At 37.3% G+C, this 14,694-nt stretch carries 19 protein-coding genes; 15 read left to right on the top strand and 4 right to left on the bottom strand.

Annotation, left to right across the window (positions count from 1 at the left end; translation table 11 throughout):
* The first annotated feature begins 11 nt into the window (after positions 1 to 11).
* The 4 genes from paaZ (at position 12) to MKJ01_RS10650 (ending at position 5,103) form a co-directional block, all read left to right on the top strand.
* Positions 12 to 2,507, top strand: a complete 2,496-nt coding sequence (gene paaZ / locus MKJ01_RS10665; protein ID WP_241613991.1) for a phenylacetic acid degradation bifunctional protein PaaZ — start codon at positions 12 to 14, stop codon at positions 2,505 to 2,507.
* Positions 2,508 to 2,658: 151 nt separating this feature from the next.
* Positions 2,659 to 3,441: a DUF4241 domain-containing protein gene (locus MKJ01_RS10660; protein ID WP_241613993.1), complete on the top strand. Its 783-nt coding sequence runs from the start codon at positions 2,659 to 2,661 to the stop codon at positions 3,439 to 3,441.
* A 2-nt stretch (positions 3,442 to 3,443) separates the two neighbouring features.
* Entirely contained in the window at positions 3,444 to 4,133 is a 690-nt protein-coding gene (locus MKJ01_RS10655) for an SMUG2 DNA glycosylase family protein (RefSeq protein ID WP_241613995.1), read from the top strand.
* A 205-nt stretch (positions 4,134 to 4,338) separates the two neighbouring features.
* Positions 4,339 to 5,103: an enoyl-CoA hydratase/isomerase family protein gene (locus tag MKJ01_RS10650; protein ID WP_241613997.1), complete on the top strand. Its 765-nt coding sequence runs from the start codon at positions 4,339 to 4,341 to the stop codon at positions 5,101 to 5,103.
* A gap of 57 nt (positions 5,104 to 5,160) precedes the next feature.
* On the opposite strand, the gene MKJ01_RS10645 is transcribed toward MKJ01_RS10650, so the two are convergent.
* Positions 5,161 to 5,964 (bottom strand): hypothetical protein, encoded by an 804-nt coding sequence (locus MKJ01_RS10645; protein WP_241614000.1) that lies wholly within the window; start codon positions 5,962 to 5,964, stop codon positions 5,161 to 5,163.
* A gap of 131 nt (positions 5,965 to 6,095) precedes the next feature.
* On the opposite strand from MKJ01_RS10645, the gene MKJ01_RS10640 reads away from it, so the two are divergent.
* The 9 genes from MKJ01_RS10640 (at position 6,096) to MKJ01_RS10600 (ending at position 11,937) form a co-directional block, all read left to right on the top strand.
* Positions 6,096 to 6,713: a hypothetical protein gene (locus MKJ01_RS10640; protein ID WP_241614002.1), complete on the top strand. Its 618-nt coding sequence runs from the start codon at positions 6,096 to 6,098 to the stop codon at positions 6,711 to 6,713.
* Positions 6,714 to 6,764: 51 nt separating this feature from the next.
* Complete coding sequence (locus MKJ01_RS10635) at positions 6,765 to 7,055, top strand: transcriptional regulator (protein WP_241614003.1); 291 nt, start codon at positions 6,765 to 6,767, stop codon at positions 7,053 to 7,055.
* A gap of 63 nt (positions 7,056 to 7,118) precedes the next feature.
* Positions 7,119 to 7,409 (top strand): hypothetical protein, encoded by a 291-nt coding sequence (locus MKJ01_RS10630; protein WP_241614004.1) that lies wholly within the window; start codon positions 7,119 to 7,121, stop codon positions 7,407 to 7,409.
* Positions 7,410 to 7,474: 65 nt separating this feature from the next.
* A complete protein-coding gene (locus tag MKJ01_RS10625; RefSeq protein ID WP_241614005.1) occupies positions 7,475 to 8,314 on the top strand; it encodes a metallophosphoesterase in 840 nt (279 codons plus the stop codon).
* Positions 8,315 to 8,317: 3 nt separating this feature from the next.
* Positions 8,318 to 8,689 (top strand): hypothetical protein, encoded by a 372-nt coding sequence (locus MKJ01_RS10620; protein ID WP_241614006.1) that lies wholly within the window; start codon positions 8,318 to 8,320, stop codon positions 8,687 to 8,689.
* Between the two features lie 5 nt (positions 8,690 to 8,694).
* Positions 8,695 to 9,180, top strand: coding sequence for a ubiquinone biosynthesis protein COQ4 (locus tag MKJ01_RS10615; RefSeq protein ID WP_241614007.1), 486 nt, complete (start codon positions 8,695 to 8,697; stop codon positions 9,178 to 9,180).
* 23 nt (positions 9,181 to 9,203) lie between these two features.
* Positions 9,204 to 10,580, top strand: coding sequence for a DUF4153 domain-containing protein (locus MKJ01_RS10610; protein WP_241614008.1), 1,377 nt, complete (start codon positions 9,204 to 9,206; stop codon positions 10,578 to 10,580).
* 252 nt (positions 10,581 to 10,832) lie between these two features.
* A complete protein-coding gene (locus MKJ01_RS10605; RefSeq protein ID WP_241614009.1) occupies positions 10,833 to 11,372 on the top strand; it encodes a hypothetical protein in 540 nt (179 codons plus the stop codon).
* A gap of 52 nt (positions 11,373 to 11,424) precedes the next feature.
* The gene (locus MKJ01_RS10600) at positions 11,425 to 11,937 is read left to right on the top strand and encodes a hypothetical protein (protein ID WP_241614010.1); all 513 of its coding nucleotides are present in this window, start codon (positions 11,425 to 11,427) and stop codon (positions 11,935 to 11,937) included.
* A gap of 111 nt (positions 11,938 to 12,048) precedes the next feature.
* Here the strand turns inward: MKJ01_RS10600 and MKJ01_RS10595 are convergent, their stop codons facing one another.
* From MKJ01_RS10595 to MKJ01_RS10585, 3 genes are read right to left on the bottom strand one after another with little or no spacing between them, the layout of a single operon-like run.
* Positions 12,049 to 12,732, bottom strand: coding sequence for an FKBP-type peptidyl-prolyl cis-trans isomerase (locus MKJ01_RS10595; protein ID WP_241614011.1), 684 nt, complete (start codon positions 12,730 to 12,732; stop codon positions 12,049 to 12,051).
* A gap of 22 nt (positions 12,733 to 12,754) precedes the next feature.
* The gene (gene dtd / locus MKJ01_RS10590; RefSeq protein ID WP_241614012.1) at positions 12,755 to 13,204 is read right to left on the bottom strand and encodes a D-aminoacyl-tRNA deacylase; all 450 of its coding nucleotides are present in this window, start codon (positions 13,202 to 13,204) and stop codon (positions 12,755 to 12,757) included.
* Complete coding sequence (locus tag MKJ01_RS10585) at positions 13,205 to 13,657, bottom strand: hypothetical protein (RefSeq protein WP_241614013.1); 453 nt, start codon at positions 13,655 to 13,657, stop codon at positions 13,205 to 13,207.
* Between the two features lie 109 nt (positions 13,658 to 13,766).
* On the opposite strand from MKJ01_RS10585, the gene greA reads away from it, so the two are divergent.
* Together greA and MKJ01_RS10575 are read left to right on the top strand one after the other, a co-directional pair.
* Positions 13,767 to 14,237 carry a transcription elongation factor GreA gene (greA, locus tag MKJ01_RS10580; protein WP_241614014.1) on the top strand — a complete coding sequence of 157 codons (471 nt, stop codon included), beginning with the start codon at positions 13,767 to 13,769 and terminating at the stop codon, positions 14,235 to 14,237.
* Between the two features lie 60 nt (positions 14,238 to 14,297).
* Positions 14,298 to 14,687, top strand: a complete 390-nt coding sequence (locus MKJ01_RS10575) for an HIT family protein (RefSeq protein WP_241614015.1) — start codon at positions 14,298 to 14,300, stop codon at positions 14,685 to 14,687.
* Positions 14,688 to 14,694: the final 7 nt, after the last annotated feature.

Below are 14,694 nucleotides of genomic sequence, written 5' to 3'. Positions count from 1 at the left end.
TAAAAAACTATATGGAAAAGTTAAAAAATTACATTCACGGCGAATGGATAGAAGGTACCGGAAACGGAATTCCTTTGTACAACGCTGTGACAGGAGAGCAGGTTGCTATTTCCGATACTGAAGGTCTGAATTTTGAGCAGGCTTTGGATTACGGAAGAACGATAGGTTACAAAAACCTTTCATCCATGACGTTCTACGACCGTGGAGAAATGTTAAAAAAAGTAGCCCTTTACTTATTAGAAAGAAAGAAAAAATATTACGATTTATCATATAAAACTGGAGCAACTCACGTTGACTCCTGGGTAGATATCGAAGGGGGTTTTGGTACTTTCTTTACGTATTCAGGATTGGCAAAGAGAATGCTTCCGAACACACCGTTCTGGGTGGATGGAGATACTCAGAAAATTTCGGCTAACGGAACTTTCCTGGGAACTCACATTTTAACGCCAAGTGAAGGAGTTTCTGTACAGATCAATGCGTACAACTTTCCGGTTTGGGGAATGTTGGAAAAACTGTCTACCTCTTTATTGGCAGGAGTTCCGTCAATCGTGAAACCTTCTCCGTTTGGTTCTTATTTAACAAACGCAGTTTTTCAGGATATGATCGAAAGTGGAATTCTTCCGGAAGGTGCCGTTCAGCTGGTTTGTGGTGAGCCGGGAAATATTCTGGATTATGTTCAGGATGGAGACTCTGTATTGTTTACAGGTTCTGCAACAACAGGTAGAAAATTGAAATCTTTACCGTCAATTGCAGGAAATGCCGTTCGTTTCAATATGGAGGCAGATTCTTTGAACTGTTCAATTCTTGGATTGGATGCAAAACCGGGAACTCCGGAATTTGATTTGTTCATCAAGGAAGTTCGTAACGAAATGACCACGAAAGCGGGACAAAAATGTACGGCGATCAGAAGAATCATCGTTCCTGAAAATCTAATTGGAGATGTTCAGAATGCGTTGTCTAAAGCTTTGGATCAGACAAAAATCGGAAACCCGTTAAGCAGAGAAACAAGAATGGGTTCTTTGGTTGGAAAACAACAGTACGATGAGGTTTTAAGAAAAGTTGATATTCTAAAAACTGAAAATGAATTGATCTACGACGGAAAACACGAATTGGTAGATGCCAACTATGAAAATGGAGCATTTATGAGTCCGAAACTGTTCTTAAATGACAAGCCTTTCGAAAAAAATATTTCTCACGATGTCGAAGCTTTTGGTCCGGTTTCTACGTTGATGCCATATAAAGATGCGGAAGAGGCTGCAGCGTTGGCAAAGAGAGGTAAAGGGAGTTTGGTAGGTTCCATTGTTTCTCATGATAACAATTTTGTGGCAGAAACTTCTTGGAAAATGGCTTCTCAGCACGGAAGAATCTTTGTATTGAACAGGGACAGTGCGAAAGAAAGTACAGGTCACGGTTCTCCGCTTCCGACATTGATGCACGGTGGTCCAGGAAGAGCAGGAGGAGGAGAGGAAATGGGGGGATTGAATGGTCTTCATTTCTTCCTCCAGAAAACAGCCATCCAAGGTTCTCCGGATATTTTAACGGCAGTTACTAAAATTTATCAGCAAGGTGCTGAGAAAAAATATTCAGATAAACATCCTTTCCAGAAATATTTCGAGGAAGTTGAGGTTGGAGATTCTTTGGAAACAGCAGGAAGAACGGTTACCGATGCGGATATCGTAAACTTCTCCAATGTTTCATGGGATCATTTCTATGCGCACACCGATGCAACAAGTTTAACGGGAACTATATTCGCTAAAACGGTTGCTCATGGATATTTTATCCTTTCTGCCGCAGCAGGATTGTTCGTTTCAGGGAAAAAAGGACCTGTTATCGCCAATTACGGATTGGAAAACTGTTCGTTCTTCAAACCTGTTTATGCAGGAGATACGATTACGGTTTATTTAACGGCGAAAGAAAAGATCAACCGTGGAGTTAAGGGAAGAAATATTCCTTCCGGTGTTGTGAAATGGTTGGTTGAAGTGGTGAATCAAAGAGATGAGATCGTTTGTGTAGCTACAATTTTGACATTAGTGGCAAAGCAGTCTCCTTTCATTGATTTAAACTTAAAAAACATTCAGAAAGCATTGAATGGTTTAACGGAATCCACTCAGCCAAGCTGGGGTAAAATGTCTCCTCAGCAAATGATTGAGCATTTGGAGCACGGCGTTTTGGTAAGTTTGGGTGAGCCTGAAGCCGAAAAATGCTTTACTCCTGAAGAGCATTTGGAAAAATGGCAGGATTCTTTGTACAATCACAGAAAAATGCCAAAAGACTTTCCTGCACCATATCTAGCTGAAGATGAAAAATTATTAGAATTAAGACATAAAAATCTTGAAGCAGCAAAACAGTCGTTTATGGATAACCTGAAGAGATTCTCTATTTATTATAAAGAAAACCCTCAGGCTGAACACATGAATTTTGTTTTCGGAAAACTGAATAAGGAAATGTGGGAACTGATGCACAGAAAACATTTTACCCATCATTTTGAGCAGTTTGGATTGATTTAATATTTTAAATTTATCAATATAACAGTTTACCAGTGTAGCAATTTTGCTACACTGTTTTTTTATAATCTTTTGTTAAAAGCTTCACTACGTTTGATGTCTTTTATTTTAATTCCTTATTTTCCAGCTTAAATCAATTCTAAAATTATTTATTATGGAAGAAAACTGGATGAAGAAGTATGAGGAAGTAAAAGATATTTTGGTGTGCCCGACCGATTTGGAGACTTATTTTACTTCAGATGAAATCGAGGGTCAGCAATTGGAGACTATGGAAATCGGAAATGTTTCTCTTCCTTCGGGAAAAGTAGTGGTGAGAGATCCGTTGGTTTCTCTGAACGGAAATCAATCTCCGTATTTTATTCAGGCTCCAAAAGGGAATTTTCCGGTTACGATTGCCGTGGTGAAATCTGAAGATTGGGGCAACCGTTATGCTGTAGTAAAGGTTGAATTTACCAAAGAAAAACCTGTTATTTACAGAGAAGCTTTAGTCGGAATTGAAGAACTGGAAGACGTAACCGAAGACGATTTTTTTGGATTTGGTGTGGATGCAGGTTTAGGCTGTATTACCGATGCAGAAGTACTTCCTTTTGTGGAAAAGTTTGTAGATGAATCAAAGGTCGACAATATGTATGATGACTATTTTGCAGAACTTTTTGCCCAAAGCTATAAAGAGCATCCCAACAATCAGAGAGATGCGGGAGACTGGATCAACTGGACGGTTCCCAGCACGAATTATCAGATTCCGATGTTTGCAAGTGGTTTTGGTGATGGGACTTATCCTGTATATTTCGGGTATGATGCCAATGAAAACATTTGTGGTTTATATATTCAGTTTATTGATATAGAATTGGCTCTAAACGAAGAAGGTGACGAAGAGGATTACAATGAAGATGATAATGATGATCAGCCTGAAAATCTTATTTTCCTTAAAAATTAGAAATGAATAAAACTTTTGCCGAAAAAGTTGTAGAATTTAATCAGAATTTAAAATATTCCGGTAAATTACCGGCTGAGTTTCAGGTTTTAAATCCGTATTTGGATAATCCTGAAACATTAGTTGTTATGCAGAGGTTTTATGAAAAATATTACAACGATTCCCATCAAAGAAAATTTTTAATCGGGATAAATCCAAGCCGCCATGGAGCGGGAGTGACCGGTGTTCCGTTCACCGATACAAAACGTCTGGAGGGAGTCTGCGGAATCAAGATGGAATCTGCCTACACTCATGAAGTTTCTTCCGTTTTTATCTACGATATGATTGCAGAATACGGTGGTGCAGAAGAGTTTTATAAAGATATTTATATCAATTCACCTTTTCCCCTGGCGATTGTAAGAAAATCAAAAGGAAAATGGATCAACGCTAATTATTACGATGATAAAGAATTGTTCAATGATGTTAAAGATTTTATGATTGATTGTTTGAAGAAACATATCAGTTTAAATCTTGATACTTCCGAAGTTTTTATTTTAGGAAAGAAGAATGCAGATTTTATTTCAAAATTAAATAAAGAAGCCGATCTTTTTGAAAAAATGACAGTCTTGGAGCATCCAAGATACATTCAGCAGTATAAATCAAAGGAGAAAACATTATATATTGACAAATATCTTTTAACTCTGAAGGATAAATAAATTCCCTGAAAGTAATTGTCAGGGAATTTATTATTCAGTTTATGACCACAACCTTCGCGACATGTTGGTATATAAAAAACTTATGTTTATTAATGACTGAATCCAGTGATTGGTTATTTTTATATTTATGAGGGAACTATATTAATTTTATACTACCGAAACAGGTTCAATTTACTATTTTTGCAGTAATCCAACTATTAGTAAAATGAACGAATTCGTAATATCTGAACGTAAAAATCATATCGCCGAGATTACTTTCGGGACCCCTAAGAGCAATTCACTTCCCGGAGCCATTCTTGAAAAGCTGGCACAGACTATCCTGGAAGAAGGTGCTAACGATGAGGTAAAAGCTATTCTTGTAAAAAGTGAAGGCGAAAAAGCCTTCTGTGCGGGGGCAAGCTTCGATGAGCTGTTAGAAATTGAAGAACTGGAAAAGTCAACCCGGTTTTTCGGAGGATTTGCAAAAGTTTTGAATGCAATGAGAAACTGTGGTAAAATTGTTGTGGTCAGAGTTCAGGGAAAAACAACCGGAGGTGGAGTAGGTTTGGCATGCGGAGCGGATTACTGTTTTGCAACAAAGGATTCAGCTTTGGCCTTAACGGAAATTAATTTAGGGATCGGACCATTCGTGATCGGGCCTTATGTGGAAAGAAAAATCGGGAAGTCCCAGTTTTCAGCAATGGCTATTGATGCCGATTTCAGATCTGCTGCCTGGGCAGAACAGCATAATATTTACCATTCCGTTTCTGAGAATATTGCAGAAATGGATGTGAAGCTTGAGAGATTTTTAGAAACTTTGTCTTCAAGAAGCAGCGAGGCTCTGGCTCTGATTAAAAAAGTGTCATGGGAAGGGACCGAACATTTCAATGAACTGATGCCGGCCAGGATTCATATGAGTGCCAGCTTAATTCTTGAGGATTCTGCCAAGAAAAATATAGCTTCCATTAAAGAAAAGCTGAGGGCAAAATAGTATAACAGGTTTTTTAAAAATATGTGAAAACCGTTGAGAAGCTCAATCAACGGTTTTTTAATGAAAAGGATAATCGGTATATCTTTTGAAACTTCCCGTTTCGGTATTGATTTTAATGACATCTTTTTTCCTCGAATCTTCTCTTTCCTCCATAAAAATATAGAACGTTCCGTCTAGCCGGACTTCCATCCCACACATGATTTCAGACATCAGATGTTCATTTTTTCTGTTGTTCTGAAATATATTGCTTGCCTTATCCTTATTTATTTTCGACCGTTTTGAAATTTCCTCATACTCTTCGCTTTGAGGGCTGATGATTTTTATTCTGTTTTCTTTTTCTGATTCCAGCCATGCATGCGTCTTTGAGATAACTCCATCGGTTTCGCTTTTATTAATGATACAGCTTTCTGATAATGAACAGTCGTGGCTCCCTACATAGCCCATCATTCCGTAATGCAGGTTTGCCACATGCTGATAACCTGAGATGTAATATTTAAGGTTGTTCGGCGTTGTGACTACAATGGTATCGGTCTTCAGGAATTCCCTGTACGGAATCTTCACACGCATCAATGAGTTATCTTTGAAGTGAGTTTTAATAACTGAATCTTCAATTAATTTATTATTTCGTAAAATCTGAAACCTGAGAGTGCTTATTTCCTTATAGCTGAAATCTGAAAACCCGATTTCCGGCTGTTCGGTTATTGATAGAAGAGAATCGCATTTTTTTGAAAAGGTAATAGAATCTTCATCCGCTTTCTTTTTCCTTTGACAGCTTGAAACATTCCATGCAATGATGATGGCTGCTATAATTCCGAAAAAAATAGCCAATACTATCAGGACAACTTTAAAAAATCTTTTCATATTCCGGGCAACAGATTTATTCTAAAGATAATACTTAATCAAACAGTCAGAATTAAAAATAAATAAAAATGGCAAAAAAATATTTTGAAATGTAAAATATAATTATAACTTTGTATTTCAAAGTTCTTTATATGGATTCAAAAAACTATCACGAAGACTTATCGCATATCCGTTCCATGATGGAGCGGTCTTCCAGATTTATTTCACTAAGCGGATTGTCCGGTGTTGTTGCAGGCCTGACAGCGGTTATCGGTGCTGTCTACGTTTATTTTGCATTCAAGAGGGAAGGAATTGACTATTTTGATGGGGACAGAAATATTTTCGGGATTTATCTTGTCAAAGAACTTCTGATTATAGGGATTTTAATTTTGGTGTTTGCTGTACTCAGCGGATATATTTTTACCGCTAACAAAAGCAAAAGGAAAGGACTTAAGATCTGGGATGCTACAACAAGGCGGCTTTTAATTACTTTTGCAGTCCCATTAGTTGCAGGCGGCATATTTTGCCTGGCGCTTCTTTATCATCATCTGTTTGTATTTATTGCTCCGGCAACGCTGATCTTTTATGGGCTGGCTTTGGTGAGTGCTGAAAGATACACCCTGACCGATATAAAATACTTAGGGTATTGCCAGATTGTTTTAGGATTGATTTCTTTATTCATTCTGGGATGGGGGCTTCTCTTTTGGACCATCGGATTCGGCATTCTGCATATTGTGTACGGCCTGATTATGCATAAAAAATATAAATAATAAATTGCAGACCGGGAAATTTTAGAAATACCTGCAAACCAAACTCTGATTATGATCAATATAAATCAACTCAACAAAGAATTCGAAAGCCGTGTAAGACTGGGCATTATGTCTGTGCTGATGGTTAACGACTGGGTTGACTTCTCAGAGATGAAGAACCTGTTGGAGATTACAGACGGAAATATGGCCAGCCATAGCAATGCATTGGAAAAAGCGAACTACATTGAAGTGAAAAAAGAATTCGTAGGAAAAAAGCCAAAGACTTCTTACCGGGTGACGCAGTCCGGGCGAACTGCATTTACGGAACATTTAAATGCATTGGAAAAACTGATTGGAAGATAAGCTATATTTTTTTAAAATTTTACTTTGAAATACAAAGTACTTTATAAATTTAAATTAAAAATTATGATCACGCAACAACAAACAACAGCAGCAATCTTTGGCATTCCTTCTCTTTTGATGGTAATCGCATTAGCCGGAAATCATTTTGTGACAGGATGGGACTGGTCGGGATCCGATTTTCTGATAGCAGGAATTCTTCTATTTGGAACTGCATCTTTGATCTATTGGATCGGGCGTTTTACAAAGACATTTAAAACAAAACTCATCATCAGTCTCATAGTCCTAGCAGCTCTGGTCTTGGTTTGGGCGGAATTGGCGGTGGGTATTTTCGGGACTTCATTTTCAGGAAATTAAACATAGCCGATTCTTTTAATCATTAAAATATCCGGAATTCAGATATAACAAAGCAGACTTTGATTATGACCAGAAAACATTTTCTTAAAAGGCTTTTACAGCTTTCTGCCGTTGGGACTTTGCCATTTTTATACGCCTGGCAGATTGAGCCGTTTTGGGTTGAATTTGTCAAAAGAAAACTGCCTATCAGAAATTTGCCAACAGCATTGGAGGGAAAAATCTTAATTCAGATTTCAGATTTGCATGTAGGAAACCGTTTCGACTGGAATTTCCTGATTGAATCTTTTCAGAAAGCTCAAAAATTTAATCCTGACTTTGTAGTGTACACAGGAGATTATATCAATCACGGAACTTCCGAAGATCATAAAAACCTGTTAAAAGTGATGGAAAAAGCAATATATGGAAAGTTGGGAACTTTTGGAATTCTCGGTAATCATGATTACGGAGCCAACTGGAAAGACCTGGGCTCTTCAGAAGAGATTTGCCGCATTCTTGAAAGAAATGGAGTGACGATGCTTAAAAATGAGCAGGTAGAATCTAATGGGTTAAACATTATCGGTTTTGATGATTTGTGGTCACCTAATTTTGATCCGATGAAGGTGATGAAAGATTATGATCCGGCAAAAGCGAATCTGGTTCTTTGCCATAATCCCGATGTCTGTGATAAAGATGTCTGGAATGGTTATCAGGGGTGGATTCTAAGCGGTCATACTCACGGTGGGCAATGCCGGATCCCAGGAGTAGTCACACCCATTCTGCCCGTTGAAAACAAAAACTATATTTCCGGGGAAATCGATTTGCAAGACGGAAGAATGCTGTATATCAATCGTGCTTTAGGTCATTCTTTCCAGATACGTTTTATGGTGCGCCCGGAAATTACAGTGTTTACTTTAACTCAAGCTTAAATTATGAAAAAAGCATTAAGTATTTCAATCTTTGGGTTATTGATAATTATAATTTTCACGATGGATTATTCATTAAAAGGCAAAACGTTATATGGTAAGTATGCAAATACAAATTATCAACATCTTATTTGTTGTGTTGAAGCTCCTCACGAACCAGATACTTTGATTTTATATAGCAATGGAAATTTTGAAAGTAGATTTTTCGGTAAAGGACGATTTGAGGTTTATAATGGAATCAGTTCTCGAATTGAATTTCATTATAAAAGTTATGAAAAGTCAGCTTCATTCAATACTTATTTTTCAAATAAACTTTTTGAGGAGCCAAAAATTATTTTGAATGCAGATATGAACCATGTTTACACTAAAATTAACTAAAATCTATGAAAAAACTACGCACAAAATTCATCATTTTCATGTACGAAAACTCTCAGAAACAGTACAGGAAATATTTTAAAAAGAAAAAAAGACAATGGCAGTTCAATGAAGAGCAACTGTTAAGTTTCAAAGAAGATTCTCTTGGAAGAATGCTGGGGGAATTCTATTACAATCATGGTTTTCGGATGATTCCCAAGATGGAAAACCATGATGTTTACCATTTGATCACAGATTTCAGTACCAATATTCAGGATGAAATTGCCATGCAGTATCTGCTTTTCGGAAATGGAAAACGCAGCGCCTATCTTCTCGGGGTGCTGGCTTTGGGAACCATTATTTTCCCTGAATACTTCAAAACATATTTAAAAGCCTTTCGTAAAGGTCAGAATATGAGGGTTTTTCATCACTGGGATTTCGAGAGGCTTTTGTGGCAAAACTTTGAGCATTTGAAAGACTTTATCCGTCAGAAAGAAACTCAGGTTCTATATTAATCTACCATTTTAAATTCTATACTATGAAAACACATCATTATATATTCCTTACCACTGCTTTGTTTGTTGTCGTTTTTTACGACCAGAATGTAGGCTTGAATCTCGGGATCATCGGAATCATCTATTCAGTGCTCACTTTTTTCAGAACTCCGGAAAAAAACAGGACAAAAACCTTCCTGTTTCTTTTTATAACCAGTGTGCTTTCAAGTGTGGCATTTGCGTGGTTCGGGGATTTTGCCTCATTCCTGGCGGTGGTAAGTTCACTTTTATTATTAGGATACCGGTCAAAAAACAGAAGAATGAAAATCCTTCTGCTTATTCCGGTGATCATCGTCAATGCATTTACCTCTTTCTGCAGGTTCTTCAGCTTTGATGAATGGCTGCCGAAAAAAAATATTCCGGGATTATGTCAGAAAATCATGGCTTTTTTCTTAATTCCGCTGATCCTGGTCTCTGTTTTCTTTGGCATCTATTCAGTGGGAAGCGACCATTTTGCCGGACTTTTTACGAATGTACAATTTGATATTAATTTCTGGCAGTTATTGGCAATGATTGTTCTAGGATTTTTCATTGCATTCAATTACTGGAATTATACGGTAGAAAAATTAATCTATAAAAACAATACGGTTCTGGATAATGATTTTAAAGAAAGGGATAAGGTTGTAAAGCCAACCTATTCATTTCTGGATCTGGACACTGAAAGAACAAGTGGCGTGATTTCTTTCTTTACCTTAAATATCCTGCTGATTTTTTTCATCATCACCTATAATTATGAACAGTTTTATGAAACGGTAAAAACTCCGGTCCAGCTTTCAGAAGAAACCCATGAAAGGGTAAATGCCGTTATCGTGTCTATTATTATGGCGATTCTGGTCATTATGTTTTATTTCAAATCCGGTTTTAATTTTGATCCTAAAGCAGGACTGCTTAAAATACTGGCTAAAACCTGGATTCTTCTGAACGCAGTACTTGTTATTTCTGCCATGGTAAAAAATTCAGAATATATTATCAACTATGGATTTACATATAAAAGATTGGGAGTATATGTATTTCTGGTGTTATCATTGGCAGGTCTAATCACCGCATTTATTAAAATTCAGCTCCAGAAAAGAAATGCTTTTCTTTTCAATACCATGAGTTGGTATCTATATGGTGTGATTCTGATCTGCAGCTATATCAACTGGCGAGGCATCATCACTTCGGAAAATATGAAGCGTAAAGACTTCGTCTTTAATTATCACAAAAGAGAAATCAATTTCAATGAGACACAGCTTCTAAAGTATGCAGAAGAAAAAAAGAATCCGAAGCTGAAAGCAGAAATCCTGGAGAAGGTAAAAGCGCAGCAAAACGAAAGGTTCTTTTCCAGACTGATGTATTATGAAGCTATAGAATTAAAATAATCAAAAGGGGATTCAATGGAAAAATCAATATGATTGCAGAGATATGAAATTAAATTCTAATATTTTTTTAAGGATAAAATACAGCAGATGGAACAGTTTTAGCTTTTTACATCCGCAAAGTCAGATGGTTTTAATATCGGCACGGTCTACATTAAAATATTTACTACAGTAATGCTGCCGTTTCACAATTAATGTAATGTTATGCTGATTTTATGACGTATACCATTTAAACTTTAAACAAAAAGAATTATTATGAAAAAATCCCTATTGCTCATCCCTTTGATTATCATTTCATGTAAAAAGGATCCGGCCGTTTACGAAACTTCAAAAAGGGATTCAACGGTAGTGGCAGAGCAACCTGTTTCTTCAGAAAGAAAAGATTCTTCCGCATTAAGGATGAAAGATTCGGTCATTAACAATGCCCCGAAAACCAAAGAAGTCTTACGGACAGGAGTAATGAGAGAGGTAAAAGACGGACAGATTATAAGAACGGTAGATGCGGAGCACTTTCCCGTTACCTTAGGGGAAGAGTTTACTAAAGACGGACAGGAGTTCATCCTTAAAATCACCAATTTTAACAAGCCGAACCTCAAGGCTAAAATAGCAACACAACAAAAGGATTTTAATATACGCTTTAACCAGATTAAGCTTCCAAATGGTGATTATGACGGACCTTTCGGAAGAGAGATTGCCTATGATGTAAAGGGGAATGGTGAAGTGTGGCTGATCATTGGAAAAAGCAATATGGCTTCAGGGAATACAAAAGGAAGCTTCACCGTAAGTGTAGAATAAGCATGAAATAATTTGGTATAATTTCTGCAAATACAATTTAAAATTTATCATTATGAAAAATATATTTTTATCAGCGGCAGTGGCCTCAGCAGCTTTGGTAAGCTGCGGAACGGTACAGTCTCTGGTTCAGAATACATTTCCCTATACGGCTAATGTTCTGGTATCTACCGGAGTTCCTGCCAATAAAGAAGTTTCATCATCCTCAACGGCATCTAATGTCCAGACCTGGTTTGGCGGTAATAACAATGCACAGATTAAAGATGTCAGGATTTCGGATGCAAAAGTATCTGTAGTATCTCCGTCTGGAGGAAGCCTAAATGCTTTCAAATCCATTAAAGTATATATTTCATCAAGTGGTACGGGAGAGAGACTGGTGGCTTCAAGATCAAACATCTCAACAGATGCTTCAACCTTAAATCTTGATGTTGAAAACTCAGGTTTTCTGGACAGTGTAGTAAAAAGTACCGGTGTTACTGTAAGAACGGTATATGAATTGAAAAATCAGACCAGTTCAGATATGAATCTTAGAATTGCCCTTAATTTCAGCAGTATTCCTGCGAATTAATTTTTTTATAAAGTTTATTTATTTAAAAAACGTCTTTCAGATTATTGAAAGACGTTTTTATTTGGTCTGATAACACTACTGTTATTTGTATTAATAATCAAGATGGGATTACTATTTGAAGTCTACCAGTTCGACATCAAAGATCAAGGTTGCACCAGGAGGAATTACATTGCCGGCCCCGTTATCTCCGTAAGCCAGGTCAGAAGGCAGATAAAATCTGTATTTAGCTCCTTTACTCATTAGTTGGATTCCTTCCGTCCAGCCTTTTATCACACCGGATAAATTAAGTTCCACCGGTTTTCCGCCGTTTTTATCCGTAGAATCGAATACGGTGCCGTCCATCAGTTTTCCTGTATAGGCTACCGTTGCAGTGCTTGAAGCGGTTGGCCTGGCTTTTTTGTCACCTTCTTTCAGTACTTCATACTGCAGCCCGCTTGTGGTAGTGACAATCTTTTTATTTTGCTTGTTTTTAGCAAGAAATTCTGCGCCAGCTTTTTTATTTTCGTCGGCTTTTGCTTTTGCCTGCACCTGTCTTTTTTCATTCTGCTTCTGCATGAAACCCTGTAAAAAGGTTCCCATTTCCTCTTTCGGGAATAATTTCGGCTTATCGGAAAACTCATCTTTCATCGCCTGGGCTAAAAGATCCGGGTCTACAGGGAATCCCTGCTTCTTCATATTCTGGGCAATATCCAACCCAATATAATAGGACGCTTTCTGATCGTCCGTATATGTTTTTTGAGCGAAAGAAACGTTGAATGCTGTCAGCAAAACTAAAGTAATGAATGTTTTTTTCATTTTTTATAATCTGTTTGTAAATTTAAGCTTTTGTTATAGAATCCATCACAATCGTTACAGGGCCATCGTTGATTAAAGAGACTTTCATATCTGCTCCGAAAATTCCGCTCTGTATTTTCAGTCCGGATTTTGCTATTTCTTCTTTAAAGTATTCGAATAAAGGAACTGCTTTTTCCGGCCTGGCCGCTTTAATAAAAGACGGACGGTTTCCTTTTTTATAATCAGCAATCAGTGTAAACTGGCTGATACACAGGATTTCTCCTTTAATATCCTGTACGGAAAGGTTGAGTTTACCTTCTGCATCGCCGAAAATCCTCAGGTTAATAATCTTCTGGACAAGCCATTCCACATCGGTCTTCTCATCATATTCATCAATACCTACCAGAAGCATTAACCCTTTTCCGATTTCACCAACCGTTTTTCCGTCAACTTTTACATGGGATTCCAGAACCCGTTGTATAACAACTTTCATCTAAAAATAAATGTTTAAAATTTTCCCTGAAGGATCGTAATTATAGAGATAGGTTTTCGGGGGAACATTGGCCACGGCAGTAGGCTGGCCGGTCAATAAGATCCATTGGGCGTTGTCTTTCGGGCAAAATACCCTGATATTATCCTGAACTTCAAGTGTTGTATTGTTATCCGGGCAAATATGCGGGGCATTCCTGTCATATATCTTGAAAGTCGTATCAGAAGATCTTACGATGATCAGGCCTCTGGTTCCGGATTGCTGTTCGTTGATATATGCCCAGCCTCCCACCTGGTTTAAAACATAATAAGCAGGAAGATTAAGATTCAAGGTAACATTAATAGGATTGTTCGGGAAACAACTTACGGTATCTTCCCGGCTTCCGCAGGAATGTATAGCTAAATTACTGAAAATCAATAATGTTATTATGGATAGGATTGAAAAAGTTTTTTTCATTTCAATTTAAATTTTTATATATTTGTAGAAAGTAAACAATTACAACACGAAAACATTGTCCGGCAAATGTCGGATTATTTTTTTATACTAAAACTAAATTTTGAAAATTATGGCAAGCTATGTTACAAAGGAGGGGCTGGAGAAAATGAAAGGTGAGCTGGAACAGTTGGAAACTGTGGAAAGACCGAAAATCACCCAGCAGATTGCAGAGGCCAGAGACAAAGGAGATTTGTCTGAAAACGCAGAATACGATGCGGCAAAAGAGGCTCAGGGCATGCTTGAAATGAGAATTTCCAAGCTTAAAGATGCCATTTCCACTTCCAAGATTATAGACGAAAGTCAGTTAGATACTTCAAAAGTTTCCATCCTTACGACGGTAAAGCTTAAAAACAATGCAACCAATCAGGAGCAGGTATTTACCTTGGTTCCGGATAACGAAAGTGATCTTAAGGCAGGAAAAATTTCTGTGAACACTCCGATTGCAAAAGGCCTATTAGGTAAAATCATCGGAGAGACGGCAGATATCACATTACCGAATGGAAATAAATTATCCTTCCAGGTATTGGACATCAGTCTGTAATTTTAGCCCTGTTATAACTTAATATTCAAGTCAGATTTCTGTATCAAATTAATTTTAAAAATGAGTACGATATTCACTAAAATCATTAACGGTGAGATCCCTTCTTATAAAATTGCCGAAGATGAAAACTTTATTGCATTTCTGGATGCAATGCCGCTGGTAAAAGGACATACCTTAGTCGTTCCCAAGAAAGAGACAGATCTTATTTTCGATCTGGAAACTGAAGAATATAAAAACCTTTGGGGATTTGCCCAGGAAGTGGCCAAGAAAATAAAAAATGCAATTCCCTGTGTGAGGGTAGGAGTTGCGGTAGTAGGACTTGAAGTTCCTCATGCCCATATCCATTTAATTCCCCTGAATAAAGTAGAAGAGATGAATTTCAGAAATGAAAGACTGAAATTAACGGACGAAGAATATAAAGAGATTCAGAACTCAATTATTAATTCCTAAGAAATGC

Origin of the sequence: Chryseobacterium sp. SSA4.19, assembly GCF_022601875.1 — a bacterium.
Taxonomy (GTDB): Bacteria; Bacteroidota; Bacteroidia; order Flavobacteriales; family Weeksellaceae; genus Chryseobacterium.
This window is presented reverse-complemented; position numbering and strand designations above follow the sequence as displayed.

Excerpts from the sequence above, each read along its gene's own strand:
- paaZ (WP_241613991.1), top strand. The coding sequence starts at position 12 with ATGGAAAAGTTAAAAAATTACATTCACGGCGAATGGATAGAAGGTACC.
- MKJ01_RS10660 (WP_241613993.1), top strand. The coding sequence starts at position 2,659 with ATGGAAGAAAACTGGATGAAGAAGTATGAGGAAGTAAAAGATATTTTG.
- MKJ01_RS10655 (WP_241613995.1), top strand. The coding sequence starts at position 3,444 with ATGAATAAAACTTTTGCCGAAAAAGTTGTAGAATTTAATCAGAATTTA.
- MKJ01_RS10650 (WP_241613997.1), top strand. The coding sequence starts at position 4,339 with ATGAACGAATTCGTAATATCTGAACGTAAAAATCATATCGCCGAGATT.
- MKJ01_RS10645 (WP_241614000.1), bottom strand. The coding sequence starts at position 5,964 with ATGAAAAGATTTTTTAAAGTTGTCCTGATAGTATTGGCTATTTTTTTC.
- MKJ01_RS10640 (WP_241614002.1), top strand. The coding sequence starts at position 6,096 with ATGGATTCAAAAAACTATCACGAAGACTTATCGCATATCCGTTCCATG.
- MKJ01_RS10635 (WP_241614003.1), top strand. The coding sequence starts at position 6,765 with ATGATCAATATAAATCAACTCAACAAAGAATTCGAAAGCCGTGTAAGA.
- MKJ01_RS10630 (WP_241614004.1), top strand. The coding sequence starts at position 7,119 with ATGATCACGCAACAACAAACAACAGCAGCAATCTTTGGCATTCCTTCT.
- MKJ01_RS10625 (WP_241614005.1), top strand. The coding sequence starts at position 7,475 with ATGACCAGAAAACATTTTCTTAAAAGGCTTTTACAGCTTTCTGCCGTT.
- MKJ01_RS10620 (WP_241614006.1), top strand. The coding sequence starts at position 8,318 with ATGAAAAAAGCATTAAGTATTTCAATCTTTGGGTTATTGATAATTATA.
- MKJ01_RS10615 (WP_241614007.1), top strand. The coding sequence starts at position 8,695 with ATGAAAAAACTACGCACAAAATTCATCATTTTCATGTACGAAAACTCT.
- MKJ01_RS10610 (WP_241614008.1), top strand. The coding sequence starts at position 9,204 with ATGAAAACACATCATTATATATTCCTTACCACTGCTTTGTTTGTTGTC.
- MKJ01_RS10605 (WP_241614009.1), top strand. The coding sequence starts at position 10,833 with ATGAAAAAATCCCTATTGCTCATCCCTTTGATTATCATTTCATGTAAA.
- MKJ01_RS10600 (WP_241614010.1), top strand. The coding sequence starts at position 11,425 with ATGAAAAATATATTTTTATCAGCGGCAGTGGCCTCAGCAGCTTTGGTA.
- MKJ01_RS10595 (WP_241614011.1), bottom strand. The coding sequence starts at position 12,732 with ATGAAAAAAACATTCATTACTTTAGTTTTGCTGACAGCATTCAACGTT.
- dtd (WP_241614012.1), bottom strand. The coding sequence starts at position 13,204 with ATGAAAGTTGTTATACAACGGGTTCTGGAATCCCATGTAAAAGTTGAC.
- MKJ01_RS10585 (WP_241614013.1), bottom strand. The coding sequence starts at position 13,657 with ATGAAAAAAACTTTTTCAATCCTATCCATAATAACATTATTGATTTTC.
- greA (WP_241614014.1), top strand. The coding sequence starts at position 13,767 with ATGGCAAGCTATGTTACAAAGGAGGGGCTGGAGAAAATGAAAGGTGAG.
- MKJ01_RS10575 (WP_241614015.1), top strand. The coding sequence starts at position 14,298 with ATGAGTACGATATTCACTAAAATCATTAACGGTGAGATCCCTTCTTAT.